18 protein-coding genes are annotated in these 24725 nt (G+C 71.9%); 6 read left to right on the plus strand and 12 right to left on the minus strand.

Annotated elements, in window-relative coordinates:
* Window positions 1-12 precede the first annotated feature (12 nt).
* From ACWGIF_RS08195 to ACWGIF_RS08235, 9 genes are read right to left on the minus strand one after another with little or no spacing between them, the layout of a single operon-like run.
* The gene (locus ACWGIF_RS08195) at window positions 13-729 is read right to left on the minus strand and encodes a DsbA family protein (RefSeq protein WP_453492834.1); all 717 of its coding nucleotides are present in this window, start codon (window positions 727-729) and stop codon (window positions 13-15) included.
* A 29-nt stretch (window positions 730-758) separates the two neighbouring features.
* Window positions 759-1505: a 3-oxoacyl-[acyl-carrier-protein] reductase gene (gene fabG, locus ACWGIF_RS08200; protein ID WP_453492837.1), complete on the minus strand. Its 747-nt coding sequence runs from the start codon at window positions 1503-1505 to the stop codon at window positions 759-761.
* On the minus strand, window positions 1498-2559 hold the full coding sequence (locus tag ACWGIF_RS08205) for a beta-ketoacyl synthase N-terminal-like domain-containing protein (protein ID WP_453492840.1): 1062 nt from the start codon (window positions 2557-2559) through the stop codon (window positions 1498-1500). The genes fabG and ACWGIF_RS08205 overlap by 8 nt, the downstream gene beginning before the upstream one ends.
* Complete coding sequence (locus tag ACWGIF_RS08210) at window positions 2556-3563, minus strand: hypothetical protein (protein WP_453492843.1); 1008 nt, start codon at window positions 3561-3563, stop codon at window positions 2556-2558. Before ACWGIF_RS08210 ends, ACWGIF_RS08205 begins: the two co-directional genes overlap by 4 nt.
* Window positions 3563-4435: an alpha/beta fold hydrolase gene (locus ACWGIF_RS08215; RefSeq protein WP_453492846.1), complete on the minus strand. Its 873-nt coding sequence runs from the start codon at window positions 4433-4435 to the stop codon at window positions 3563-3565. Before ACWGIF_RS08215 ends, ACWGIF_RS08210 begins: the two co-directional genes overlap by 1 nt.
* On the minus strand, window positions 4432-5433 hold the full coding sequence (locus ACWGIF_RS08220; RefSeq protein ID WP_453492849.1) for a beta-ketoacyl synthase N-terminal-like domain-containing protein: 1002 nt from the start codon (window positions 5431-5433) through the stop codon (window positions 4432-4434). The genes ACWGIF_RS08215 and ACWGIF_RS08220 overlap by 4 nt, the downstream gene beginning before the upstream one ends.
* Window positions 5430-6572, minus strand: a complete 1143-nt coding sequence (locus ACWGIF_RS08225; protein ID WP_453492852.1) for a beta-ketoacyl synthase N-terminal-like domain-containing protein — start codon at window positions 6570-6572, stop codon at window positions 5430-5432. The genes ACWGIF_RS08220 and ACWGIF_RS08225 overlap by 4 nt, the downstream gene beginning before the upstream one ends.
* Window positions 6569-7795, minus strand: coding sequence for a beta-ketoacyl-[acyl-carrier-protein] synthase family protein (locus ACWGIF_RS08230; protein WP_453492855.1), 1227 nt, complete (start codon window positions 7793-7795; stop codon window positions 6569-6571). The genes ACWGIF_RS08225 and ACWGIF_RS08230 overlap by 4 nt, the downstream gene beginning before the upstream one ends.
* A gap of 25 nt (window positions 7796-7820) precedes the next feature.
* Window positions 7821-8081, minus strand: coding sequence for an acyl carrier protein (locus tag ACWGIF_RS08235; protein ID WP_453492858.1), 261 nt, complete (start codon window positions 8079-8081; stop codon window positions 7821-7823).
* A 217-nt stretch (window positions 8082-8298) separates the two neighbouring features.
* Here ACWGIF_RS08235 and ACWGIF_RS08240 point away from each other — a divergent pair, with 217 nt between their 5' ends.
* Window positions 8299-9057 (plus strand): phenylalanine 4-monooxygenase, encoded by a 759-nt coding sequence (locus ACWGIF_RS08240; protein ID WP_453492860.1) that lies wholly within the window; start codon window positions 8299-8301, stop codon window positions 9055-9057.
* Window positions 9058-9097: 40 nt separating this feature from the next.
* Window positions 9098-9760, plus strand: a complete 663-nt coding sequence (locus ACWGIF_RS08245) for an O-methyltransferase (RefSeq protein ID WP_453492863.1) — start codon at window positions 9098-9100, stop codon at window positions 9758-9760.
* A gap of 22 nt (window positions 9761-9782) precedes the next feature.
* On the opposite strand, the gene ACWGIF_RS08250 is transcribed toward ACWGIF_RS08245, so the two are convergent.
* Genes ACWGIF_RS08250 through ACWGIF_RS08260 form a run of 3 tightly spaced genes read right to left on the minus strand, consistent with a single transcriptional unit; the run spans window position 9783 to window position 13776 of the window.
* On the minus strand, window positions 9783-11465 hold the full coding sequence (locus ACWGIF_RS08250; RefSeq protein ID WP_453492866.1) for a phytoene desaturase family protein: 1683 nt from the start codon (window positions 11463-11465) through the stop codon (window positions 9783-9785).
* Between the two features lie 38 nt (window positions 11466-11503).
* Window positions 11504-12577 (minus strand): beta-ketoacyl synthase N-terminal-like domain-containing protein, encoded by a 1074-nt coding sequence (locus ACWGIF_RS08255; protein ID WP_453492869.1) that lies wholly within the window; start codon window positions 12575-12577, stop codon window positions 11504-11506.
* Window positions 12574-13776, minus strand: coding sequence for a beta-ketoacyl-[acyl-carrier-protein] synthase family protein (locus ACWGIF_RS08260; RefSeq protein ID WP_453492872.1), 1203 nt, complete (start codon window positions 13774-13776; stop codon window positions 12574-12576). Before ACWGIF_RS08260 ends, ACWGIF_RS08255 begins: the two co-directional genes overlap by 4 nt.
* A 227-nt stretch (window positions 13777-14003) precedes the next feature.
* On the opposite strand from ACWGIF_RS08260, the gene ACWGIF_RS08265 reads away from it, so the two are divergent.
* From ACWGIF_RS08265 to ACWGIF_RS08280, 4 genes are read left to right on the plus strand one after another with little or no spacing between them, the layout of a single operon-like run.
* Window positions 14004-14207 carry an MbtH family protein gene (locus tag ACWGIF_RS08265; RefSeq protein ID WP_453492875.1) on the plus strand — a complete coding sequence of 68 codons (204 nt, stop codon included), beginning with the start codon at window positions 14004-14006 and terminating at the stop codon, window positions 14205-14207.
* A 42-nt stretch (window positions 14208-14249) separates the two neighbouring features.
* A complete protein-coding gene (locus ACWGIF_RS08270) occupies window positions 14250-21749 on the plus strand; it encodes an amino acid adenylation domain-containing protein (protein ID WP_453492877.1) in 7500 nt (2499 codons plus the stop codon).
* 11 nt (window positions 21750-21760) lie between these two features.
* Entirely contained in the window at window positions 21761-23251 is a 1491-nt protein-coding gene (locus tag ACWGIF_RS08275; protein ID WP_453492883.1) for an FAD-dependent oxidoreductase, read from the plus strand.
* Window positions 23248-23988: a thioesterase II family protein gene (locus ACWGIF_RS08280; RefSeq protein ID WP_453492885.1), complete on the plus strand. Its 741-nt coding sequence runs from the start codon at window positions 23248-23250 to the stop codon at window positions 23986-23988. Before ACWGIF_RS08275 ends, ACWGIF_RS08280 begins: the two co-directional genes overlap by 4 nt.
* Window positions 23989-24725: the final 737 nt, after the last annotated feature.

Consider the following 24725-nt stretch of genomic DNA (forward strand, 5'->3'; position numbering starts at 1 on the left):
GCGGTCGCGGCGTCAGCCGCAGCCGCCCGCGTGGCCAGCATCGCCGCCGGCCGGTATCGGCTCGGGCATCAGGCCCGCTTCGTCCAGCCAGGTGAGCTCGGCATCCGGCCCCGGGTTCTGGCCCCGGACCTTCGCGGCGTAGGGGCGCAACCGGTCGACGCCGAAGAACTTGTCGTGGCCGTGGATGAAGAAGGGGACGCCGAACAGGCCGTCCTTGTACGAGCGGGTCAGCACCTCAACCCCCCGGCGCCGCAGCTCCGGATCGTCCGAGGCGTCGGCGACCAGGGCGGGGTCCAGGCCGAGTTCGGCCGCGATCTCGGCGATGACGGCCCGGTCGGTGATGTCCCGGCTCTGCTGCCAGCGGGCGCGATACGCCAGCGCCACGTACTCCCGGCCCAGACCGGCGTCCTCCGCCACCAGGTAGCCGAGGTGGGCGATCTCCCAGTTCGGGTCACGGTCCACCGGCCAGGTGACGGAGAGTCCGCGGGCGTCGGCCAGCCGTCGGGCGTCCTGGAGGATGTAGAAGTTCTTCGCGCGGGACATCTCCACGATCGGCAGCTGAACGCCGTCCTTCTCCAGCAGCGCCTGGGTCTGATCGTCCGGTTCCCAGAACGGGATCCACTCGATCGCGTCCGCCACATCGGGGTAGCGGTCCATCAGGTCGCGATAGGCGAACCATGAGTACGGGCTGCGCAGCGAGAAGTACCAGCGGGGTGGTTTCCTGGCCATTTCGGGTGGCCTCCTTTCCAGCGGGGCACTCAGAGCGAGATGCCGCCGTCGATCTCCAGTACCGTCCCTGTGATGAAGGCCGCGCGGGGGGAGACCAGGAACGACACCAGGTCCGCCACCTCCTCGGCCCGGCCCATCCGGCGCAGCGCCGTCCTCTCGACGGCCTCCTTGGCAACCGCTTCGGGCAGGACGGCGGTCATGTCGGTGTCGATGAACCCGGGGGCGACCACGTTCGCGCGGATCCCGTACGGGCCCGCCTCCTTGGCCAGGGACCGTGTGAACCCGATGATCCCCGCCTTGGCCGCCGCATAGTTGGTCTGCCGGGCGTGGCCCTGCACGCCGGCGACCGACGACAGGTTCACGATCACCCCGGACCGGCTCTTCATCATCTCGAAGATCGCGGAGCGGCAGACGTTGTACATGCCGTCGAGGTTGACGTCGAGGACGGTGTGCCAGTCCTCGTCCGCCATCAGCACCAGCGCGCTGTCTCTGGTCACACCCGCGGAGGTCACCACGGCGTCGATCGGGCCGAGTTCGTCCTCCGTGCCGCGCACCCAGGCGCGTACGGCCTCGGCGTCGGTCACGTCGACCCGGGTGGCGACCGCGCGCCTGCCCAGCTCGGTGATCTCCTTCTCCAGCTCCCGGGCCGGCTCCTCGCCGCTGACGTAGCAGAACGCGACGTCATAGCCGTCCTGGGCCAGGCGGCGCACGACCGCCCGGCCGATGCCACGGGACCCGCCGCTCACCAGTGCGACCGGTGACGGGTTTTCAGACATGGTTACTCCCTGGATCCTTCGCGATGCGGAAAAGGGCACAGCCGAGCACGTTGTCGCGGTCGGCCGACAGCACGGCCGCTACACGCCCGTGCGCTGCGGGGTCCCGTTCGGCCGCGGCCAGCACGGACGCGATCTGGAACGGGGCCGCCGCGGCGCCGGCGTCTCCCCAGGCCTCCTCGCCGGGCAGTGCCAAAGGGGTGTGCCCGTCGAGGCGGACCTGGCCCTGCCCGACCGCGGGGGACACGGCCCACAGGTCCGCCGCCACGACCCCGGCCCGCGCCAGGGCGCGGGAGAGGCAGTCCGCCAGCGCGGCGTCCAGCTCGTCGTCGCGGAACACCCCGAGAGTGACGCCGAGGACCTCGGCGAGCACCGGCCCGTCCGGGGGCGCGGCGGGTTCCAGCAGCAGCAGTGAGCAGCCCTCGCCGAGCGCGGTCGGCCGGTCCGGATCGCCGACCAGGTGTTCCAGCCAGCCGCGGTCCTGGGTGAGTTCCTCCGCACCGCCGCAGAGCACCGAGCGCGCGTGGCCGGAGGAAAGCAGCCGCAGGGAGTAGCGCAGCGCGAACAGCCCGGCGGCTCTGCCGCCCGCGACGGTCGTGTTGGGGCCCTTGAGATTGTGCCGGATGGCGCACTGCGCGGCGGAGCTGTTCATGATGGCGTTGGGGATCCGCGGCGTGTCGATGTGGAACGGCATCGCGCGAGTGTGCGTGTCCCGGGTGATGTCCATCATGCTCGTGCTGCTGCCGGCGGTGGTGCCGAGCACGAGCGCCGCCCCCTCACCGGCCGCGACCTCGCGGTGGCGGCTGTCGGCGCCGAGCAGCTCGTCGGCCGCAGCCGCGGCCAGGGCCGAGACCCGGTCCATCGACCGGGTGCCCTTGCGCCCCAGCACCTCCGCGGTGACGAAGCCCGGCACCGGCGCGACCCGCTGCCGCGGGACGGGCCAGTCCCCGGGCCGGGTCACCGCGGACTTCCCCGCCGCGACGCCGGCCGCGAAGGCCTCCCGGCCGAGGCCGTAGGGCGAGACCGCGGACCATGCAGTGATGACGGGCGCCGTCACGCTTCCTCACCGGGCAGGCCCTTGAGGGCGCGGTCGATCCGGTCGTCCCAGGTGACGACCCGTGCCTGGTTGCCGTTCTCCACGACGCCGTAGCCGTGCGTGATCACACCCGTGGCCATCCGGACCAGTCGGCCGTCCCGCACCACGTAGCAGTCCATGCGCGCGGTGTAGAGCAGGTTCTTGAAGATGCTCTCGACCGTGTAAACGGTGTAGAGGTCCTCCTCGAGCAGGGCCTCGCCGAGTATCTCGATTCGGGAGTGGGTGACCGCCGGGATCCAGTTGCGCTCGGCGAGCTGCGCTCCGATGGAGATGCCGCGGGCGTCGACGAAGCGGTGCTTGGCCTCCTCCATCTGCCGCAGATACGACGACATGTGCATCCGGCTGAAGAAGTGCACGTACGGATAGGGGATGCGGAACTTCCAGCCGTGGCCGTTGCGGCCGGCCAGGAGCTGGTCGAGCACGGGGTCCTGGTCGGTCGAGCCGCCGGACGGCAGGTCCCCGCCCGTACCCTGGGCGGCCTCACCGGGTTCCGGGGTGCCGAGAGTGGCCACGGTGAAGCGGTCGAGCACGGCGGGGGCGGGCTCCCGGCCCGGCAGCCGCCGGTCGTCCTCGTCCCGGCGCAGCACGGCCGCCGCCGAGGCGGTGACGATCTTCTTCGGCTCGCCGTCGCGGAGCACGGTGATCGCCACCTTGAACCGGAAGGCGGTGTCGTCGTCGCCTGTCACCGGCTTCACTTCGAGTGTGGCCTCGTCGTCGACGAACACCCCGCCGCGCAGCCGGGCTTCCAGCTCGACGAGGTCGAAGCCCAGGCCGTACTTCTCGTAGAGCCCGCCGACCGGCAGCCCCTGCCGCCGGAAGTGCTCGATCACCGCTTTCTCGACGAGGTAGTTGACGTGCTTGAAGCCGATGTACGTGCCGATGTTCGCGCCCTCGTACCCGGGCGTGAGGGAGACCGTGGTGGTCTCCGTGACCACGTTCTTGACCGCGGTGTCGATGTCAGCCATCAGATTCGCTCCACTAGCGTTGAACGGGGCCGTTCCCCAGACGTTTCGGGGGCGGCCGGGATACGGCGCAGGAAAGCGCCGAGCGCATCGGCGAACCGCGCCGGTTGCTCGGCCATCGGGAAGTGCCCGGTCCCCTCGATCGTGTGCAGGACCCCCGCGGGCATCCGGGCGACCAGGTCCTGTGCCTCCCCGGGCACCGCGATGCGGTCCTGGGTACCGGATACGACCAGCACGGGCGTCCGCACCTCCGTGGTACGCAGCCACGGCGTGCGGAGGTACAGCTCGAAGAACCGCGACCAGCCGTAGGGGCCGATCGTCTCGCACAGCCGCTCCGCCAGGGCCCGGTGTAGCTCCGGCTTCGACCGCGGCCCGGCCGCCACCCGGATGCCCTCCTCCATGGTGCGGACGAACTGCTCCGGCAGGCCCGTCATGGTGCCCCAGTCGAAGTCTTCGGGCCGAGGCCGGAAGAAGGGGGACACCAGCACCATCCCCTTGAGCCGGTGCCCGGTGTGCGCGAACGCACCACAGGCCAGGTCGAGCAGCAGCATGGCGGAGAAGGAGTGCGCCACCACGACGTCGACCGGACCCACGGTGGCCGCCAGCTCGTCCAGCGTCTCGGCGAGCCAGGAGGCGGACTCGGGGCGGTGCGCCCAGTCGGGCGGCCCGGTGCCTCGCCAGGGCAGTTCGGCCGTGTGGATCTCGGCCCGGCGCAGGTCCGCGTGCTGCGGTGCGAGCGCGAACAGCCGTTCCCAGACGGTGCTGCTGTCCGCCATGCCGTGCAGCAGCAGCACCCGGGGTCCGGCGCCGTCGCTGATCGTGCGCTGCCGGAGCAGCACGGGCCTTACGGCGTTGGGCAGGGATGCCGGTTTCACGTGCGGCCCACCCGGTTCCCGGTCACCATGTCGTCCGGCGCGGTGAGGACGAGCCCGGCGACGGCGTCGTCGGTGTCCGTACCCGCCACCGCGTACACCGGGCCGGTGCCGCCGGCGGCGAAGTGGCCCACGGCCGCGGCGCACTGGAGGACCCCCAGCGCGCCCGAGGCCGGGCCCCAGCGGTCCTCGAGATCGTGCCGGGGCACGCCGGGGAGGGCGTCCGCCGGTGCGTGCCGCGGCGCGAGCCAGGCGCGAGGGACGCCGCCGAGCGCGGAGATGCAGCCGGCCAGCCCGCCGGTGCGGACGTAGCCGTCCAGCCCTGCGAGCGCCGGAGCGTCGCGCTCGGCCGCAGCCGCCGGGAACTCCAGCACCAGCGCCGCGGCGCCGTCGAGCGGATGCTCGTGCCCGGTGAGGCGGCGGACGACGTCATTGGCCGGCTCGACGCCGACCACCAGGACGTGCCGGGCCCGGCCGCCCGCCAGCAGCACCAGGGCCCAGTGCACCGCGTCGAGACCGGAGGTCGGGCCGTTGCACAGCATCAGGTTCGGGCCGCGCAGCCCGAACCTGATGGCGATCTCGGAGGCGGTGACGTTGCTCGACAGCCGCGGCGCGTAGACCGGGCTGAGGAGTCGGGTGCCGCCGTCGGCCGCGATGGTGGTGGCGACCTCGCACACCGAGTCCAGATTGCCGAAGTTCGAGCTGACGACGACCGCGACCGACTCGGCGGGCACCAGCAGCTCGGCGGCGACGGCCGGGGCGCCGCCTCCGGTGGTGGTGGTCAGCCGGGCGTCGCCGGTCATCAGTCCGGCGGCGTTCAGCGCGTCCCGTGCGGCGCACAGCGCGAGCCGGGTCGCCTGATCCAGATAGCGCAGGCCCTTCTTGCCGATCAGGGCCGCCGGGTCGAACGGCGCCGCGCCCTCGGCGGTGCGCGTGGTGAGATCCGTGGCGGCCGACGCGCCCGGCACGGCCAGGCCCACGCCGGTGACGACCGCGCTCATCGCCGGCCGGCCACGAGTGCGACCGCGTTGACCCCGCCGAAGCCGAAGGCGTTGACCTGCGCCAGCGCCAGGTCCGCCGGTGCGGCCGTGCCCCGTACGATCCGGAACTCCCCGGCCTCCTCGATCGGTTCGTCCAGGCCGAGCGTCGGCGGGACCAGTCCGTCCGCCATGGCCCGCAGCGCGACGATCAGGCTGTGCAGTCCGGAGGCTCCGGACGTGTGGCCGGTCATCGACTTCATTGCCGTCATCAGTGCCTTCTCCGGGGCGGGGCCGAACACCGCCCGGATGGCCCGGGCTTCGGCGGCGTCGTTGGCGTGGGTTCCGGTGCCGTGCAGCATCACCAGGTCGATGTCCTCCGGTGTGACGCCGGCCCTGCGGTGCGCGTCGCGGATCGCGGCGGCGATGCTCCCGTCATGGGGGGCGGTGGTGTGGTGGGCGTCACAGTTGACGGCGACGCCGCGCACCCGGCCGGGGCCCGGGCGGCCCGGGTCCTCGGTACGGCGCAGTACCACGGCCGAGGCGCCTTCGCCGAGGATCGTGCCCATCCGGTTGCGGTCGAAGGGGCGCACGGTGTCCGGTGCCACAGACTGCAGCCGGTCGGCGATCCCCACCATGCTCTCGGTGACGGCGTCGACGCCGGCCACGACCACGGTCTCGGCGCCGGCGGCCAGCAGATCGGTGCCCATCGCCAGCGCGTAGAGCGACGCCGAGCAGGCGTTGGAGATGGTGTGGGTCATGGTCGCGCCGAAGCGCTCCCGCAGCGCGGTGCCGAAGTGCAGCTCCCCGGCCGGGTATGGGACACCGTCCCCGGCCCACAGCTCGACCGAGCGCAGCTCCCGCAGCCCGGTGCCGACCAGGACCGGGATGTCTCCCAGCTGCTCGTCCAGCCCGGCTTCGGCGAGCGCCTGCGCGATCGCCTCCAGGAGGAAGGCGGTGGCCCGGCCCGGTACGTCACCGGCGCCGCCGCGGTCGTCGATCTCGTACAGCCGGTCGCCGGTGTAGTACGAGCGGTCGAAGCCCCGCATCGGATGCAGGCCGGACGTACCCGTGCACAGGGAATCAAAGATCTCGGCCGGGGACCGGCCGATGGCGGCCACCGCGCCGGTTCCGGCGATCGGCCAGCCTGCTTGCTCGCTCAACGGGACTCCTCGTACCGGCCCAGGACCACGACCGCGTTGTTGCCTCCGAAGCCGAGACCGTTGTTCTGAACGATCCGCAGGTCGGCCTCGACGGCGTGATTGGGCACGCAGTCGATCCGGCACTCCGGGTCGGTGCGGTTGTGGTTGATGGTCGGCGGGATGAACCGGTGGGTGATCGCCAGCGCGCAGGCGATCGCGGCCAGCGCGCTCGCCGCGCCCATGGTGTGCCCGAGCATCGACTTGACCGACACGGTGCGCGGCGGCTGGTCGCCGTAGATCTCCCGGATCGCCTGGGACTCGGTGATGTCGTTGGCCTTCGTACCGGTTCCGTGCGCCGAGATGAGGTCGACCTCGTGCGGCTTCACGCCCGCGTTCTCCAGCGCGAGCGCCATCACCCGGGCCACGCTGGAGCGGTCCGGCGCGACCTGGTGGTAGGCGTCGCAGTTGAGGCCGTAGCCGAGCACCTCGGCGTAGATCCGGGCCCCCCGGGCGAGCGCCGACTCCAGGTCCTCCAGCACCAGTACACCGGCGCCCTCACCGGTGAGGATGCCCTTGCGGTCGACATCGAAGGGGCGGCAGAGGTCGGGTGCGATGGTGCCCAGCCGGTAGAACCCGGCGAACGTCTTGCGGCACATGGCGTCCGCGCCGCCGCAGAGAGCGAAGTCGACGTCCCCCGAGCGGACCGCGTCGTAGCCGTAGCCGATGGCGTAGTTCCCGGCGGCGCAGGCCGTGGGTATGGTCACCGCCTCCACGTCCGTGAGACCGAGCTCCAGGGCTACCGCCGAGGACAGCCGGGCGGCCCGGAGCCGGCCCGCGACCCGCGGATCCATGGCCGCGGGGCCGTGCGCCAGCTCGGTCTCCACCAGCTCGTCGAGGTCGCGTGACTCGCCGTCGGTGGTGCCGATGGAGATCATGCCGGGCCGCTCGCGCAGCGCCGCGAGGTCGAGGCCGGCATCCGCGACGGCCATCCGGGCCGCCGACACCGAGAACCGGCTCGCGGGCCCCAGCGAGTCGACGGGAAGGTTCTGGATCCAGGCCTCTGCGTCGAATTCGCCGAGTCCGCAGCCGGTGGAGTGCTCGAAGCCGGCGGTGTCGAACACCGTGATCGGCCCCGCACCGCTGCGCCCGGACCGCAGGCCCGCGGTGAACTCCTCGACCCCGGTCCCGATGCTCGACAGCACTCCCAGCCCGGTCAGGACCACCCGCCTGTCAGGTGACGCCATCAGCTCCTCATTCCCTGTGCGGGGATTACTGCTTCGCCCAGCCCGCGGTTTCGGCGACCACGTCGTAGACGCCCTGAAGGTTCTTCATCCGGACGAGCTCGGTCTGGTCGATGACCACCCCGAACTCGCGCTCCAGCGAGCCCAGGATCTCGATCGCGCGCAGCGAGTCGGCGCCGTACTCCTCACTGAACAGGCCCTCGGCCGTGACCTCTTCCTCTTCGAACTCAAGGATTTCGCAGACGATTTCCTTGATCTTGGCGAAATTCTCGTCGGTCGTCGTTGCCACAGTCGTGACCTCTTTCTCCGGCATAGGTGTTGAGCGTCGGTTCAGTAGTTCAGATCTCATGCGTACGGGCTCCGTCCCGCAAGGCCGTGGACGGCACGGGACGAAACGAGACAGCCGTTCCTCGTATCCCGCCCGCAGGACCGTGGGCTAGCGTGCACAACTGGATATGAGGGGGAGTTGTGCCGCGACTTCGAGGGGACGGGTGAATCAAGAGGCGATGACTGACGAATACGAGCGACAGAAGGCCACGCGTCAGCAAAAGGCCAGGGAATGGCAGCACGGTGAACCGCTGCCGGCCATTGCATATACGGAGGAGGAGGACACCCTCTGGGAGACGGTTACCGCCAAACTGAGTTCCCTGCACGAGGAAGTGGCGTGCGCGAACTACCGGCGGGCCGCCGAGGCGGTCGTCCTGGAACGGCACCGGATACCGCAACTGGCCGAGATCTCCCCGGTGCTGACCGAGCTCACCGGCTTCCATCTGCTGCCCGCCGAAGGCACCGTGCCTGCCAAGCGGTTCCTCGGCACCTTCGCGGACAGCGGGTTCTACGCGACGCAGTACCTGCGGCGGCCCGAATCGCCCTACCACTCCCCCGAACCGGACGTCCTGCACGAGCTGGTCGGCCACGCCGTGATGCTGGGCGACCCCGTCTTCGCGGACCTGTACCGGCACTTCGGCGAGGCCGCCCGGCGGGTGTCCACACCGGATGCCATGCGGGACCTGGTCCAGGTCTTCTGGTTCGCCATGGAGACCGGTGTCGTGTACGAGGGCGGCCGCCCCCGGGTGTGCGGCGCGGCCCTGCTGTCCTCGGTCGCGGAGATGGAATCACTGGACAAGGTGGAGCTGCGGGCGTTCGACACCGCCGACATCGTGGCTCAGGACTTCGACGACACGGACTGCATGCCGGTGCTTTTCGCCGCCGAATCGGTCGACCACCTGGTCGCCGAGGTGCAGCGGTTCCTGACCCGGCTGTGACAATTCCCCAGCCGGCCGACATCACACTGAAAGTGAAGACATGAGAATCCAGGTCAGCATCACCGAGGAACTCCAGGACTACATCGCGGACGTCTCCCTGTCCGAACCGGCGCCGCTGGGCGAGCTGCGCGAGGAGACCTCGCGGCTCGACGAGCGCAATATGCAGATCTCGCCCGAGCAGGGCCAGTTCCTGTCCGTGCTGCTTCGCGCCATCGGCGCGAAGCGGACCCTGGAGGTCGGGGTCTTCACCGGCTACAGCCTGCTCCGCACGGCGCTGACGCTGCCCGCCGACGGCCGCGTCACGGCGTGCGACATCAGCGAGGAGTGGGCGAAGACCGCGCTCGAGCACTGCGAGCGGGCGGGGGTCGCGGGCAAGGTGGACTTCCGGGTCGGCGACGCCCGGCAGAGCCTGGCCGCCCTCGTCGAGGAGGAGGGCGCGGCCGGCGGTTTCGACTTCGTGTTCCTGGACGCGGACAAGGAAGGCTACGAGACCTACTACGAGTACGGCCTGACCCTGCTGCGGCCGGGCGGCCTGCTGGCCGCGGACAACGTGCTGTGGTCCGGGCGGGTCATCGACGAGTCGGTGCAGGATGACGAGACCCGGGCGCTGCGCGCCTTCAACACCAAGCTGCGCGAGGACGACCGGGTCGACCTGTGCATGCTGCCGTTCGCCGACGGCCTGACGCTCGCCGTGAAGCGCTGACCTGCCCACACGCCTTCCGGCTTCAGTCCACCTTGGCCAGCCCGCGCGCGTTCTGCCTCGCCGCCCCCCGGGAGACGGCGAGTGGGTCCCATCCCGCGGCGCGCGCGGGCAGCCGGCCCCGGTCGCCGAGCACCGCGCCGGCGTGCGCCTCGGTCAGCAGCGGCCGCCCGAGGATCCGGGAAGCACAGGCGATCCCGCTGACCATCACGCCCGTGATCCCGCTGCCGTAGCGGGTGCTCTGCCCGACGACGTGCAGGCCCTTGACGCCGGTGGCGGTGTCCGGCCGGGCGCCGGTGGCGCCCCAGGTGGCCAGGCCGAAGGGGGATCCGCCGGTGGAGAGCGTGTACCGCTCCTGGGTCAGCGGGGTGGCCAGCTCCAGGTGGGTGATGTGGTCCCGGAACGGCCCCAGTACCCATTCACCGGCCCGCAGCACGGCGTCGGTGAAGCGCTTCTTCTCCGCCAGATAGGCGGGCTCGCGGCGGTACCGGCCGCCCTCGGCCGGTCCCCGCTCGACGCCCCAGTGCCGGTAGCCGGGCGGACACATCGTCATCAGCTGGAAGTTCGCGTGTCCGGGCGGGCAGAGGTGCCGCGCGCCGGGCTCCTTGAGCGAGGCGAACGAGACGAAGAGAAAGCGCACGTCGTCCGGCTGCTCGCCCGCGTGCAGCCCGCGGTAGAGGTCGCCGATGTCCTCGTGGTCGTACCACCAGATGTTGGCCTCGGCCTGCCGCTCAAGCGGCCGGTCGAGGGCGACGTAGACGGTCGCGAAGGGCAGCCCCACCGTCGCCTCCCGGGTCGCGCGGACGATCCTCGGGCTGAAGTGCTCCGCGCCGACCAGGTCCAGAACCGTGCGCCGGTAGTCGGCGCCGGAGATCACCAGCGGCGCGGTGAGCGACGTACCGTCCGCCAGGCGCACACCGGTGGCCGTGCGCTCCGCGACGTCGATCGAGGTGACCAGGCTGCGGGTGCGCAGTTCGCCGCCGTGCGCCTCCAGGACCTCGATCAGGGTCGCGGCCAGCAACTGCCCGCCACCGACCGGGACATAGGCGCCCCGGATGTAGTGGTCGGTCACCATGGCGTGGGTGGCCACCGTCGCGACGTCCGGGCCCATGCCGTAGTTGGGCGACTGGGCGGCGAGCACCGTACGGGCCCGGGTGGACAGCCCGCAGTGGTCGAACAGCTCGGACAGCGGCCGCCGGCCCCAGGCCCGTACATGCTCGGTGCCCGCGGCGATCTCCGGCAGCGCGGCGTCGGTGAGCAGCGCCCAGCGCTGTTCGCCGCCGACGGCCCGACAGATCCTGGTGAACGTGCGCAGGCCCTCCGCGTCCTCGGGCAGCACCCCCTCGAGCCGGGTCAGGTACGCGTCCCAGTCGGCGGGCACGTCGAGCGTGAGCCCGGGGATCAGGACCTGGTCGAAGCAGTCGCGGTCCAGTTCGCGGAACCGTATCCGGTCGCCGGCGCCGAGGCCGGACAGAATGGCCGGGATGACGCCGTCGGGTCCGCAGTCGCCCAGGTAGTGCACGCCGACGTCGAACTCGTAGGCACGGCGACGGCGGAAGACGTGGCTGTTGCCGCCCGCCCAGTCGTGTTGCTCGAGCACGAGCACCCGCTGTCCTGCGGCGGCGAGATAGGCGGCGCAGGTCAGGCTGCCGAGGCCGCCCCCCACGACGATGGCGTCCCACTGCTCTTCGGTGCTGGTGCTGGTCAAGGAGTCCTCGCCGAGGTCATGGTCGTGGTTGTTCGTGGTCAGCGTGTGGGATACGGCCGCAGCAGCGCGCAGCCGAGGGTGCCGTCGTGATCGACCGCGGTCACCAGCGCCAGGCGACCGGCGAGCGCCGGGTCGTCCTCGGCCCTGACGAGCACGGCGAGCAGCTGGAAGGCGGCCGCGGCGGCCGCCGGGTCGCCGATCAGGCCGGTGCAGTCGACCTCCGTGGGTGACCGGTGGCCGAACAGGTCTGCGAGCGCGGCCTGTTCCGGGCCACCGGCTGCGCCCGGGGCGACGAGTGCGATGTCCGCGGGCCGCGCTCCGGCCCGCTCCAGCACGCGGCGCAGACAGCGGAGCAGGGTCGCCGGGACCTCCCCGGCATCCTCGTACACGCCGAACTCCAGCGCGACGACCTCGGCCAGGCCGTTCCGCTCGGCGGCCGCGGAGCCGGCCGGCTCCAGGCGCAGCACCGCCGCCCCCTCGCCGAGGACCGTGCCGGCCGGGTCGCCTTGGCCGAGGTGGTGCAGCCGTGCCCGCGCGTCGGAGTACTCCTCGGCGCCGCCGCAGAACAGCGTCCCCGCGCGGCCGCCGGCCTGCAGCCGGCGCGCGTAGTTCAGCGCCAGGAGGCCGGCCGCACGGCCGCCGGCGATCGTCGCGTTCGGGCCCTTGAGCCCGTGCCAGATCGCGCACTGGCCGGCCGCGCAGTTCATCACCGTGTTGGGGAAACGGGCCGGGTCGACGTAGAACGGCCTGTCGCCCTCGAGCGAGCTGCGGGTGAAGTCCATCGTGGACTGCACGCTGCCGGTGGTGCCGAGCACCAGGCCGGGGGCCGGGCCCTCGGCAGGGGTGCCGGGCGCGTCCGGCCGGTCCACCAGTTCGCCGACCGCCGCCACCGCCAGCGCGGTGACCCGGTCCATCGAGCGGGTGCCCTTCTTGCCGAGTACGGCACGGGCGTCGAAGTCCGGAACCAGCCGGCCGCGCGCGCCCGGGGAGGGCCCGGCGGCCGGCGCGGGGGCCGTAACCCCGCCCCGCAGCCCGGCCCGGAAGGCGTCCGCGCCGAACCCGAACGGCGAGATCGCCGACCATGCCGTGATGACGGGTCGCATGGCTGTCATGCTGCTCCTTCGTCGTAGCGGCCGAAGATGACCACCGCGTTGTTGCCCCCGAAGGCGAGCCCGTTGTTCTGCACGATCCGCAGGTCTGCCGCCACCGACTCGTTGGGTACGCAGTCGAGATCGCACTCGGGGTCGGTCGTGGTGTGGTTGATGGTCGGCGGGATGAAGCCGTGCTCCAGGGCCAGCGTGCAGCCGATCGCGGCCAGCGCACTGGCCGCGCCCATGGTGTGCCCGAGCATCGACTTCATCGAGACCGTGCGGGGCGGCCGGTCGCCGAAGACCGCGTGGATCGCCCTCGCCTCGGTGCTGTCGTTGGCCTTCGTGCCGGTGCCGTGCGCCGAGATGAGATCCACCTCGTCCGCTGTGATGCCCGCGTCGGCGACCGCCAGCCGCATGCAGTCGGCGACGCTCTCCCCGAGCGGCGCGACCTGGTGGTACGCGTCGCAGTTGAGGCCGTAGCCGAGCACCTCGGCGTGGATCCGAGCGCCCCGGGCGAGCGCCGACTCCAGGCTCTCCAGCACCAGCATCCCCGACCCCTCGCCGGTGAGGATGCCCTTGCGGTCGAGGTCGAAGGGACTGCAGCGGTCCGGGGCGATGGTGCCGAGCCGGTAGAACCCGGCGAAGGTCTTGAGGCAGACCGCGTCCGCGCCGCCGCAGAAGGCCAGATCCACATCGCCCGCGCGGATGGCGTCGAGCCCGTAGCCGATCGCGTAGTTGCCGGCGGCGCACGCCGTCGGGATGGTCACGGCCTCGGCGTCGGCGAGCGCGAACTCGCGGGCGACGGAGGCCGACAGCCGGGAGGTGGAGGCCCGGCGGGCGATCCGCGGGGCCATCGCACCCGGTTCCGCGACATCCTGCGCCACCAGCCGGTCGAGGTCGCGGGTCTCGCCGTCCGTGGTACCCACGGCCACCAGGACGCGGCTCGCGGCCAGCACCTGCGGAGTCAGCCCGGCGTGGCCCGCGGCCATCCTGGCGGCGGCCACGGCGAACCGGGCTGCCCGGCCCAGCTCCCCGGGGTCGAGGCGCTCGATCCAGCGCTCCGGTTCGAACCCTGCTATCTCGCAGCCGTTGGCGTGCTCGAAGCCGGTGGTGTCGAACGCGGATATGGGCCGGACCTCGCTGCGACCGGCACGCAGCCCGGCGAGGAATTCGGTGACCGAGGTGCCGATGCTGGAAACTGCGCCGAGCCCGGTGATCACTACCCGCCGCCGCCCGGGTTTTATCGTTTCCCCAGCAAGCAATGCACTGACCCCAATTCAGAAGAGAAAAGCAATTCAGGTCCGCCCGGCAGACTACAAGGCGGGCTTCCGGCGGGTACACAACTGCCGGTGTCTCGTTCCGTCCCGTACCGTCCTTCCACTTGCTGGGACGCCGTCGCGCGGGAAATTCTGCAGTTCGAGCGCGCCGATGCGATAGGGGTAGTCCAATGACGAATCCGTTCGACGACAACGAGGCTGTCTTCTCCGTCTTGGTGAACGGCGAAGGGCAGTATTCACTCTGGCCGGCATTCGCCGATGTTCCGGAGGGCTGGACCGCGGAGCTCTCCGAGAGCAGCCGCGAGGCCTGCCTGGCCCACATCGAGGAGAACTGGACGGACATGCGGCCGAAGAGCCTTCGCGAAGCCTCCTGACGTCCCCACCCTGGACCACCGGCCACTACCCCGGGAATGAAAATGAGCAACGTCGGCGGTGACCTGCTGCCGCTTTCCGCCGCGCAGCGCGGAATCTGGTACGGACATCAACTCGATCCCAGTGGTCGGCGCTACCAGATCGCGGAGTACTTCGACATCCGCGGCCCCGTCGACTCCGACGCGTTCGGTGCCGCCTGGCGCCAAGTCGTCGAGGAGACCGAGGCACTGCGTGTCCGGTTCACCGAAGAGGCGGACGGGCCACGGCAGTTCGTCGACGGCACCGGGGCCGCCACCGTGGACGTGGTGGACGTGTCCGCGCTGCCGGACCCCGCGGGCGCCGCGCTGGAGCGGATGCGCGCCGACCTGGACCGGCCGGTCGATCTGTCCCGTGGCCCGCTGCACACCGTGCAGCTGTTCAAGCTGGCCGCGGACCGCTGGCAGTGGTACTTCCGGTTCCACCACGCCGCCCTGGACGGTTACAGCGGGGCGATGGTGGTCCGCCGCGTCGCCGAGGTGTACTCGGCGCTCCTCGCCGGTGAACCGGCCGGCTCGCCGGAGCCGCTGCCGCTGCGCGGTCTGCTCGACGAAGAGGCCGGCTACCGCGCCTCCGACTCCTTCGCCGCCGACCGGGAGTACTGGCGTGCCCAGCTGGCCGGCCGGCCGGACCCGGTGACCCTGGCCAAGCGGTCGTCCGGCCCGGCCGGTGAGCCGGCGCGCTGCTCGGCGCAGCTCGGCGCGGACCTCCAGCAGCGGCTGACCGACTCCACCGGGCGGGCGCTGCCCACCGTCGTGCTCACCGCCGTGGCCGCCTATCTGCACCGGCTGACCGGAGCGCAGGACCTCGTGCTCGGACTGCCGGTGACGGCCCGGCCGGGCCCCGGCGCCGGGGCGGCCGGGATGGTGTCCAATCTGCTGCCGCTGCGCCTGACCGTGACCAGTGGGCTCAGCTGCGCCGACCTCGCCCGGCACGTGCTGTCCCGGGCCCGTGAGGCGCTGCGCCACCAGCGATACCGCTACGAGGACATGCGCCGCGACCAGCGGCTGTCCCTGGAAGACGAGTCTCTGGTCGGGCCGGTGGTCAACTACCTGCCGTTCAGCTACGACCGCGGCTTCGGCGGTCACCCGATGACCTCCCACAACCTCGCGGGCGGGCTGGTCGAGGATCTGTCGATCACGGTCTACGACCGCGGTGAGGGACAGGGGCTGCGCGTCGACTTCGACGCGAGTGCTCTGTACCGGCAGGAAGACCTCCTGACCCACCAGCGCGGCCTGCTGCGCGTGCTGCAGGCCATGGCGGACGACCCGGCGGTGGAGGTCGGCCGGATCGAACTGCTCGACGACGCCGAGCGTCGGCGCGTGCTGCACGACTGGAACGACACGGCCCGCGAGCACCCGGCGGCGACCTGGCCCGCGCTCTTCGAGGCACAGGTCGCCAGGACCCCCGACGCGGCCGCGGTCGTCTTCGAGGACACCGAGCTGAGCTACGCCCGGCTGAACGGCCGCGCCAACCGGCTCGCCCGTGCGCTGGTCGCCTCCGGCATCGGCCCCGAGAGCGTGGTGGCGCTGGCACTGCCGCGCTCGATCGAGCTGATCACCGCCATGCTCGCGGTGTCCAAGGCGGGCGGCGCGTACCTCCCGCTCGATCCGGAACACCCGGCGGAGCGGCTCGCGTTCATGTGCGCGGACGCCGCGCCCGCCTGCGTCGTCATCGGTGAGCAGAGCCCGGCGGGCCTGCCCGGCGACCTTCCCAGGATCGCGCTCGACGGCCGGCCCGGCACCCACGCGGACACCGACCTGACCGACGCCGACCGGATCGCCCCGCTGCTGCCGGACCACCCGGCGTACGTCATCTACACATCCGGCTCCACCGGCCGGCCGAAGGGCGTCGTCGTCACCCACGCCGGTGCGGCGTCGCTCGCCTTCGGGCAGATCGCCCGGCTGGGAGTGGACGAGCGCAGCCGGGTGCTGCAGTTCGCGTCCCCGAGCTTCGACGCGGCGTTCTCCGAGGTGTCGATGGCCCTCCTGTCCGGAGCGGCGCTGGTGCTCGCGCGCGCCGAACAGCTCGTCCCGGGCATCACCCTGACCGAGCTGGCCACCAAGCACGCTCTGACCCATGTGACCCTGCCGCCCGCCGTCCTCTCCGCGATGCGGCCCGACGAGCTGCCCGCGGGCCTGACCCTCAACCTGGCCGGCGAGGCGTGCCCGGCCGAGGTCGTCGCCACCTGGTCGCCGGGCCGCCTCGTGCTCAATGCCTACGGTCCGACCGAGGGCACGGTCTGCGCCACCATGTCGGACCCCCTGTCCGGCAGCCTGACGCCGCCGATCGGCCGCCCGATCGACAACATGCGGGTGCTCGTCCTGGACGGCGCGCTGCGCCCGGTGCCGGCGGGCGTCGCCGGCGAGCTGTACCTGGCCGGTCCGGGACTGGCCCGGGGCTATCTGGGACGGTCTGCGCTGACTGCGCAGCGGTTCCTCGCCTGCCCGGCCGAGGCCGCACGTGTGCCGGGCGAGCGGATGTACCGGACGGGCGACCTCGTCCGGTGGCGTTCCGACGGGCAGCTCGAATTCCTCGGCCGCGCCGACGACCAGGTCAAGATCCGCGGCTTCCGCATCGAACCGGGCGAGATCGAATCCGTACTGGCCGCCGACGGCGCCGTGCGCGAGGTCGCCGTCGTCGCCCGCGAGGACGTCCCCGGCGAGCAGCGCCTGATCGCCTACGTGGTGCCGCACGAGGGGCGGACCGTCGACCCGGTGGCGTCCCGGAGGTCAGCCGGCGAGGTCCTGCCCCGGCACATGGTGCCCGCGGCGGTCGTCGTCCTCGACCGGCTCCCGCTGACCCCCAACGGAAAGCTGGACCGCCGCGCGCTGCCCGCCGCCACGTTCACCGGCACCGGCACGAGCCGTGCCCCGCGCAGCCCGCGGGAGGAGATCCTCTGCGGCCTGTTCGCGGATGTCACCGGCGCGGCCAAGGTGCACATCGACGACCACTTCTTCGACCTCGGCGGGCACTCGCTCCTCGCGACCCGGCTGGTGGCCAGGATCAGGCCGGCCTTCGGCGTGGAACTCACCGTCCGCGACATCTTCGGCGCACCCACGGTGGCGGAGCTCGCGCGGCGGCTGGACGAGGTCGGCGGCTCGCTGCGGCCCGCCGTGACCCGCGCACAGCGGCCCGAGCGGCTGCCGCTGTCCTTCGCCCAGCGCCGCCTGTGGTTCCTCGGCCAGATGGAGGGCCGGAGCGCGACGTACAACATGCCGGCCGTGCTGCGGCTGACCGGCGAGCTCGACCGCGCGGCACTGGCCGCGGCGCTCGGGGACCTGACCGATCGGCACGAGGCACTGCGGACGGTCTTCGGGGAGGTCGACGGGGTGCCGTTCCAGCGGGTGCTCGACGTCCGGCCCGCGCTGGCGTGCACCGACACCACCCAGCAGGAGCTGGACGCCGAGGTCGCCGGGTTCTGCGGCCGGGAGTTCGACCTCGCCACCGATCCGCCGCTGCGGGCGCATCTCTTCGCCCTGTCCCCGACCGAGCACGTACTCGCCCTGGTGATCCACCACATCGCGGGCGACGGCTGGTCGATGGCCCCGCTGTCGGACGACCTGGCAGCCGCCTACCAGGCCCGGGCCGCCGGGCTCGACTCCGGTGCGCCCGAACTGCCCGTCCAGTACGCGGACTACACGCTGTGGCAGCAGCAGCTGCTGGGCACCGAGGACGACCCGGACAGTCTGATCAACGAGCAGATCCGGTACTGGGCGAAGGCGCTGGACGGCGTACCGGAGGAGCTGCCGCTGCCGGTGGACCGGCAGCGTCCCGCGGTCGCCAGCTACCGGGGCCGGGCCGCCAGGTTCGACATCGGCGCCGACCTCCACGCCCGGCTCACCGAGCTGGCCCGGCACAGCGATGCCAGCCTGTTCATGGTGGTCCAGGCGGGCCTGTCCGCACTGCTCAGCCGGCTGGGTGCGGGTACGGACATCTCCCTCGGCACGGCCATCGCCGGCCGGACCGACGAGAGCCTGGACGGGCTCGTCGGATTCTTCGTCAACACCCTGGTACTGCGCACCGATCTCGGCGGCGACCCGTCGCTGCGCGAACTCATCGCGCGGGTCCGGGAAACGGACCTCAGCGCCTACGCCCACCAGGACCTTCCGTTCGAGCGCCTGGTGGAGATCCTCAACCCGAGCCGGTCGACGTCGCGGCACCCCCTGTTCCAGGTGATGCTGGCGTTCCAGAACCTGGCCGACGTCGAGTTCCGGCTGCCCGGGCTGGAGGTCGAGGCCAAGCAGCTCTACACCGACACGGCGAAGTTCGACCTGGCCTTCGGCGTGTTCGAGCAGTTCGACGAGCAGGGCGCGCCGAACGGGCTGACCGGCGTGGTCGAGTACGCGGTCGAGCTGTTCGACCCGGCCACCGTCGAGCGGATGCTGGACCGGCTCGTCCGGGTCTTCGAGGTGATGACGGCCGCCCCCGGGACACGTCTCGGTGACGTCGACGTCCTCGACCCCGCCGAGCGGCAGCTGGTGCTGCGCGAGTGGAACGACACCGGCCGGGACGTCGCCCCGGCGGTCTTCCCGGAGCTCTTCCAGGCGCAGGTGGCCACGACCCCCGACGCGGTCGCGATCCGCTGCGAGGGCACCGCGCTCACCTACCGGGAACTGAACGAGAACGCCAACCGGCTGGCCCGGCATCTGGCGGCGAGCGGGGTGGGTCCGGACGACTACGTCGCACTCGCACTGCCCCGGTCGATCGAGCTGACCACGGCCATGCTGGCGGTGCTCAAGGCCGGCGCCGCCTATCTGCCCGTGGACCCGGACTACCCCGCGGAGCGCATCGCGTTCATGCTCGACGACGCCGCGCCGCGGTGTGTGCTGACCGCAGCGGACAGCACGGTCCCGCTGCCCGCCGGACTCGAGCGGATCGTCCTCGACGGCGCGACCCGCTCGGCCGTCTCCCGGCTCCCGGGTGGGAACCTGGCGGATGGCGACCGCGTGGCGCCCCTGCGACCGGGCCATGCCGCCTACGTCATCTACACCTCCGGCTCCACCGGCGTTCCGAAGGGCGTCGTGGTCTCCCACGCGGGCATCGCCGGCCGGATGGGCAGCGAGATCGAGCGCCTGGAGGTCAGGCCCGACAGCGTCGTGCTGCAGTTCGCGTCGCCCAGCTTCGACGGCGCGTTCTCCGACATGTGCATGGCACTGCTGGCCGGTGCGACGCTGGTCGTGGCACCGAGGGAGAAGACGCTGCCGGGGCCGGCGCTGAGCGCGCTGATGCACGAGCAGGGCATCACCCATGTGACCCTGCCGCCGCCGGTGCTCGCGGCCCTGCCGGACGACGGCCTGCCGGCGCCGATGATGCTGATCATGGCCGGCGACGCCTGCTCGGCCGACCTCGTCGGCCGCTGGGCACCCGGCCGCCGGATGGTCAACGCCTACGGCCCGACCGAGGCCACCGTCTGCGCCACGATCAGCGACCGGCTGGTCCCCGACGGCACCCTGCCCCCCATCGGACGGCCGCTGGACAACACCCGGCTGTACGTCCTCGACGACCGGCTGCGGCCCACTCCGCCGGGCGTGGCCGGCGAGCTCTACATCGCGGGTGAAGCCCTGGCGCGCGGCTATCTGCGGCGCCCGGGACTGACCGCCGGCCGGTTCGTGGCCTGCCCGTTCGACGCCCCCGGGGACCGGATGTACCGGACCGGGGACGTGGTCCGGTGGCGCGGCGACGGCCAGCTCGAGTTCGTCGGCCGGTCCGACGACCAGGTGAAGGTCCGTGGCTTCCGGATCGAGCTCGGCGAGGTGGAGGCGGCGCTGACCGCCCACCCGGGCGTGGCGCAGGCCGTCGTGGTGCCCCGGGAGGACCAGCCGGGCGGCAAGCGCCTCGTCGGCTATCTCGTCCCCAGCGGGGACGACCCCGCCGTGGCGAAGGACCGGGACGAGCGGCAGGTGGAGGAGTGGCAGCTCACCTACGACTCGCTCTACGCCGGCGGGGAGGCGGCCGAGTTCGGCGAGGACTTCTCCGGCTGGAACAGCAGCTACGACGGCATGCCGATCCCCGTCGAGCAGATGCGCGCATGGCGCGACGCGACCGTCGACCGGATCCTCGAACTGCGGCCGAAGCGCGTGCTCGAGATCGGCATGGGCACCGGGCTGCTCCTCTCGAAGATCGCGCCGGAGTGCGAGAGCTACTGGGGCACCGACATCTCGCCCCGGATCGTCGAGGGAGTCCGCGGTCAGGTGGCCCGGGACCCGCGGCTGGCCGACCGCGTCGAGGTACGGGTCCAGCCGGCCCACGACCTGGACGGGCTGCCGCAGGGGCACTTCGACACGGTGGTGCTGAACTCCGTCGTGCAGTACTTCCCGAACGCCGGATATCTGGAGAAGGTGCTGCGGGGCCTGCTCGGGCTGCTGGCCCCGGGCGGCCGGGTGTTCGTCGGCGACGCACGCAACATCCACCTGCTGGAGGCGCTGCGCACCGCCGTCGAGCTGGGCCGCCCGGCCGGCGCGGCGGACGGCAACGTGGTGCGTGCGGCGGTCGAGCAGTCCGTGTCCCTGGAGAAGGAACTGCTGATCGACCCGGCCTTCTTCACCGGCCTGGACGCCGCGGCCGACCTCCGCGTCAAGCGATCGGACTTCCGCAACGAGCTGACCGCGCACCGATTCGACGTCGTCCTGCGCAAGCAGCCGTACGAACGAGTCGATACCGACGGCGCTCGTGAGCTCACCTGGGGCACCGACCTCACCGGCCTGGACGCGCTGGCGGACCGGCTGGCCGCGGCGCACCCCGCGCCCGTCCGGCTGCGCGGCGTCCCCGACGCACGGGTCGAGCACGAGCTCGCGGCGGTACGCGTCCTGGCCGGCGGTGGCACACCGCAAGCCGCCCGGGACAGGCTGGCGGAACGGGACGACGCCCTCCCGGATCCCGAGGGCTTCGCCGAGCCGGCCGACCGGGCCGGCTACCGCGCTCTGGTGCTGCCTCCGGGTGAGGACGGAACGCTCGAGGTCCTGTTCGTGGAGCGGAGCGCGACGGGGGTGCCCACGACCGGGTACCGGCCGCAGCGCTCCGGACCCCGGCCGCTGACCAACAACCCGTCCCGGTCCGCCGAAGCCGTTTCCCTGGGTGCCGCGGTGAAGGCTTACCTGCAGGACTCCCTGCCCGACCACATGGTCCCGTCGGCCCTGGTCGTGCTGGAGCAGCTGCCGCTGACGCCGAACGGCAAGGTGGACCGGCGCGCACTGCCCGCACCGGGCCGACTCGGCGCCGGGACCGGCAGAGGGCCGCGGAACGAGCGCGAGGAAGTGCTGTGCCGGCTGTTCGCGGAACTGCTCGGCGTGCCGAAGGTCGGCATCGACGACGACTTCTTCGAGCTCGGCGGCCACTCGCTGCTGGCGACCCGGCTGGTGTCCCGGATCCGGTCGACGCTGGGCGTCGAGCTCGCCATCCCGGATCTGTTCAACGCGACCACGGTCGAGAAGCTCTCGGGCCGGCTGGCCGTGGCGCGCAAGCGCGAGCGGCCAGTGCTGCGACCGCGTCCGCGCCCCACAAGTTAAGGAGATTGTCCGTGTCATCTGCAGAAGAGTTCGATGTCATCGTGGTCGGCGGTGGCCCGAGCGGCTCGACCGTCGCGTCCTTCGTCGCCAAGCAGGGACACCGGGTGCTGCTGCTCGAGAAGGAGTCCTTCCCGCGGTACCAGATCGGTGAATCACTGCTGCCGGCGACCGTGCACGGCATCTGCGGGCTGCTGGGCGTCTCCGAGGAGATCGAGCAGGCCGGTTTCACGCGCAAGCTCGGCGGCACCTTCCGCTGGGGCAGCAGCCCCGAGCCGTGGTCGTTCGCCTTCGCCATCTCACCGCGGATGGCCGGTCCGACCTCCCACGCGTATCAGGTCGAGCGGATGAAGTTCGACGACATCCTGCTCAAGCACTCCCGCAAGCTCGGGGTGGACGTGCGCGAGAACTGCGCCGTGACCGAGGTCATCGAGGACGGCGAGCGGGTCACCGGGGTCGCCTACACCGACGCGACCGGCGCCCGGCACACGGTCAGCGCGCGGTACGTCGTCGACGCGTCCGGGAACAAGAGCCGGTTCCACCGCCGGGCCGGCGGCGAACGCAACTACTCGGACTTCTTCCGAAACATCGCGGTCTTCGGCTATTTCGAAGGCGGCAAGCGGATGCCCGCGCCGAGGCAGGGCAACATCTTCTGCGCCGCCTTCGACGAAGGCTGGTTCTGGTACATCCCGCTGAGCGACACCCTCACCAGCGTGGGCGCGGTGGTGAACCGTGAGTTCGCGGAGTCGGTGCAGGGCGACCCCGCCGATGCGCTCTCGGCACTCATCGCGAAGTGCCCCCGGATCGAAGACCTGCTGGCCGACGCCGAACGCGTCACGGAGGGTGTCTACGGCCAGGTGCGCGTCCGGAAGGACTACTCGTACAGCAACAGCAGCTACTGGCGCCCGGGAATGGTGCTGGTCGGGGACTCCGCGTGCTTCATCGACCCGGTCTTCTCCTCGGGGGTGCACCTCGCGACCTACAGCGCCCTGCTCGCCGCGAGGTCCATCAACTCCGTGCTGGCGGGCGAACTCGGCGAGGAGGAGAGCTTCGCCGAGTTCGAGGCCCGCTACCGCCACGAGTACAGCCTGTTCTACGAGTTCCTGGTGTCGTTCTACGACATGAACAGCGACCACGAGTCGTACTTCTGGCAGGCGAAGAAGGTCACCAGCTTCGCGGACTCGGAGCTCGAGGCCTTCGTCGAGCTGGTCGGCGGAGTGGCCTCCCACGACGGTGCCTTCGTGGACGCCGAGTCGGTACGGGCGCGGTTCAAGCACACCGCCGGCGAACTCGAGCGGTCGGTGTCCCAGGTCGACCGGACCGGCGGGGACGACTCCACCCCGATGTACCAGTCGGAGATCATGGGCAGCGTCATGGAGCAGGGCACCCAGATCCAGGTCCAGGCCGCGCTCGGCGGCGACCTCGATCCGGCGGAAGCGCTGTTCGCCGGCGGGCTGGTGCCCTCGGCCGACGGCCTGCGCTGGGTGGCGTCGGCCGAGCAGTGAGCCCCAAGTCCTGGCTGCGCAGCTTCCACACCGCGCCCGACCCGGCGGGCCGCCCGGTCCAGCTGGTCTGCTTTCCGCATGCGGGCGGCTCCGCGAGCTACTTCGTACCTCTGTCCGCCCGGCTCAGCGGGGTCTCGGAGGTCCTGGCGGTGCAGTACCCGGGCCGCCAGGACCGCTGGCAGGAGCCTGCGATCGACGACCTCGGCGAGCTCGCGGAGCATGTCGTCAGGGCGCTCGAGCCGGTCCGGAACGGCGGTCCGCTGGCCCTGTTCGGGCACAGCATGGGCGCCTTGGTCGCGTACGAGGTGGCCCGCCGACTGGCGTCGGCGCGGCTGTACGTGTCCGGGTGCCCGGCGCCCTCGCGGGGCGTCGGGGCCACGAAGGGAATCAGGGATGACGCCGACCTGATCGCGGACGTGCGCAGGCTGAACGGAACGGACAGTGGACTTCTCTCCGACCCGGCGATGCTGGAGCTGATCCTTCCGGCTCTCCGGGCCGACTACCACGCCGTCCGCACCTACGTGTGGCATCCGGGCTCCGAGCCCTCCTGTCCGGTGCGGGTCCTGACCGGCAGCAGCGACTCCAGAACCCCGCCGCACGTGGTGCGGGACTGGAGACGGCACACCACGGGCGAGTGTCGTTTCCATGAGTACGAGGGCGGCCACTTCTACCTGACCGAGCACACCCGGCGGATAGCGGACCTCCTCGCCTCGGATCTCCCCCAAGCGGTGCACTGACGACGACGTCGGCCATCGGTCGTGGTCCTGGCGCGCAGACGCCCGCACGGGTGCGTCCCGTCGCCGGCTGGCAGTGACCGCCGGCAGCCGCCGTCGGCCGCCCTCCCCGGCCATGAGCACACCCTCCCGGTCCGCGCGCAGGACCGCGTCACGGTGCTCGGACATCCGGGCCCTCTCCGCGGGGTCCGGGTTGGCGGGGTCCAGGTTGTGGGTCTGCCGCCGCAGCCGCTGCCCACCAGTCCTGCCCCCTCCCCCGTTCATCACGAGCGTGTTCGGCCAGGGAAGCCAGGGTGGACGAGGCGCAGGGTCCCTCGACCGCCGACTACAGAGAAAGCCGCCGTCCGGACCCAGGCTGTAGCCCTGGTGCGGTAGGCGGCCTTCTCGTGCCGACGATCCGTCAGGAGGCGCGTCGCGCATGCGTCAAAGGTGCTTCACCAGGATCGAGTTCGAGGATCCGAGCTCGGGCCCGCCGCCTCCCCCCGCCTCCCCCCGCGTCGCCGCGCGCGGCCGGGGCGAACCCGTCCGGCGCGGCCACGGCGCTCCGGGCCGTCGGCCGAGCTCACCCCCGTGAAGCTCAGCCCCGACCCGGCCGGTGCCGCCGCCACCACCACCTCGATACTTCAGTGGCGACGAAGCATTGATAACGTACACCAGAGTTACTGTCCGGCGTCAACCAAAGTGTTGCCGGGGCCAGCCCGATGGGCTTCGAGAAACACTGTGGTGGGCAAAGACTCGGC

This window comes from Streptomyces sp. NPDC054849 (genome assembly GCF_053610945.1).

Coding starts and splice junctions, on each gene's coding strand:
- ACWGIF_RS08245 (WP_453492863.1), top strand. CDS start 9,098: ATGAGAATCCAGGTCAGCATCACCGAGGAACTCCAGGACTACATCGCG.
- ACWGIF_RS08270 (WP_453492877.1), top strand. CDS start 14,250: ATGAGCAACGTCGGCGGTGACCTGCTGCCGCTTTCCGCCGCGCAGCGC.
- ACWGIF_RS08240 (WP_453492860.1), top strand. CDS start 8,299: ATGACTGACGAATACGAGCGACAGAAGGCCACGCGTCAGCAAAAGGCC.
- ACWGIF_RS08195 (WP_453492834.1), bottom strand. CDS start 729: ATGGCCAGGAAACCACCCCGCTGGTACTTCTCGCTGCGCAGCCCGTAC.
- ACWGIF_RS08220 (WP_453492849.1), bottom strand. CDS start 5,433: ATGAGCGCGGTCGTCACCGGCGTGGGCCTGGCCGTGCCGGGCGCGTCG.
- fabG (WP_453492837.1), bottom strand. CDS start 1,505: ATGTCTGAAAACCCGTCACCGGTCGCACTGGTGAGCGGCGGGTCCCGT.
- ACWGIF_RS08255 (WP_453492869.1), bottom strand. CDS start 12,577: ATGACAGCCATGCGACCCGTCATCACGGCATGGTCGGCGATCTCGCCG.
- ACWGIF_RS08265 (WP_453492875.1), top strand. CDS start 14,004: ATGACGAATCCGTTCGACGACAACGAGGCTGTCTTCTCCGTCTTGGTG.
- ACWGIF_RS08230 (WP_453492855.1), bottom strand. CDS start 7,795: ATGGCGTCACCTGACAGGCGGGTGGTCCTGACCGGGCTGGGAGTGCTG.
- ACWGIF_RS08210 (WP_453492843.1), bottom strand. CDS start 3,563: ATGGCTGACATCGACACCGCGGTCAAGAACGTGGTCACGGAGACCACC.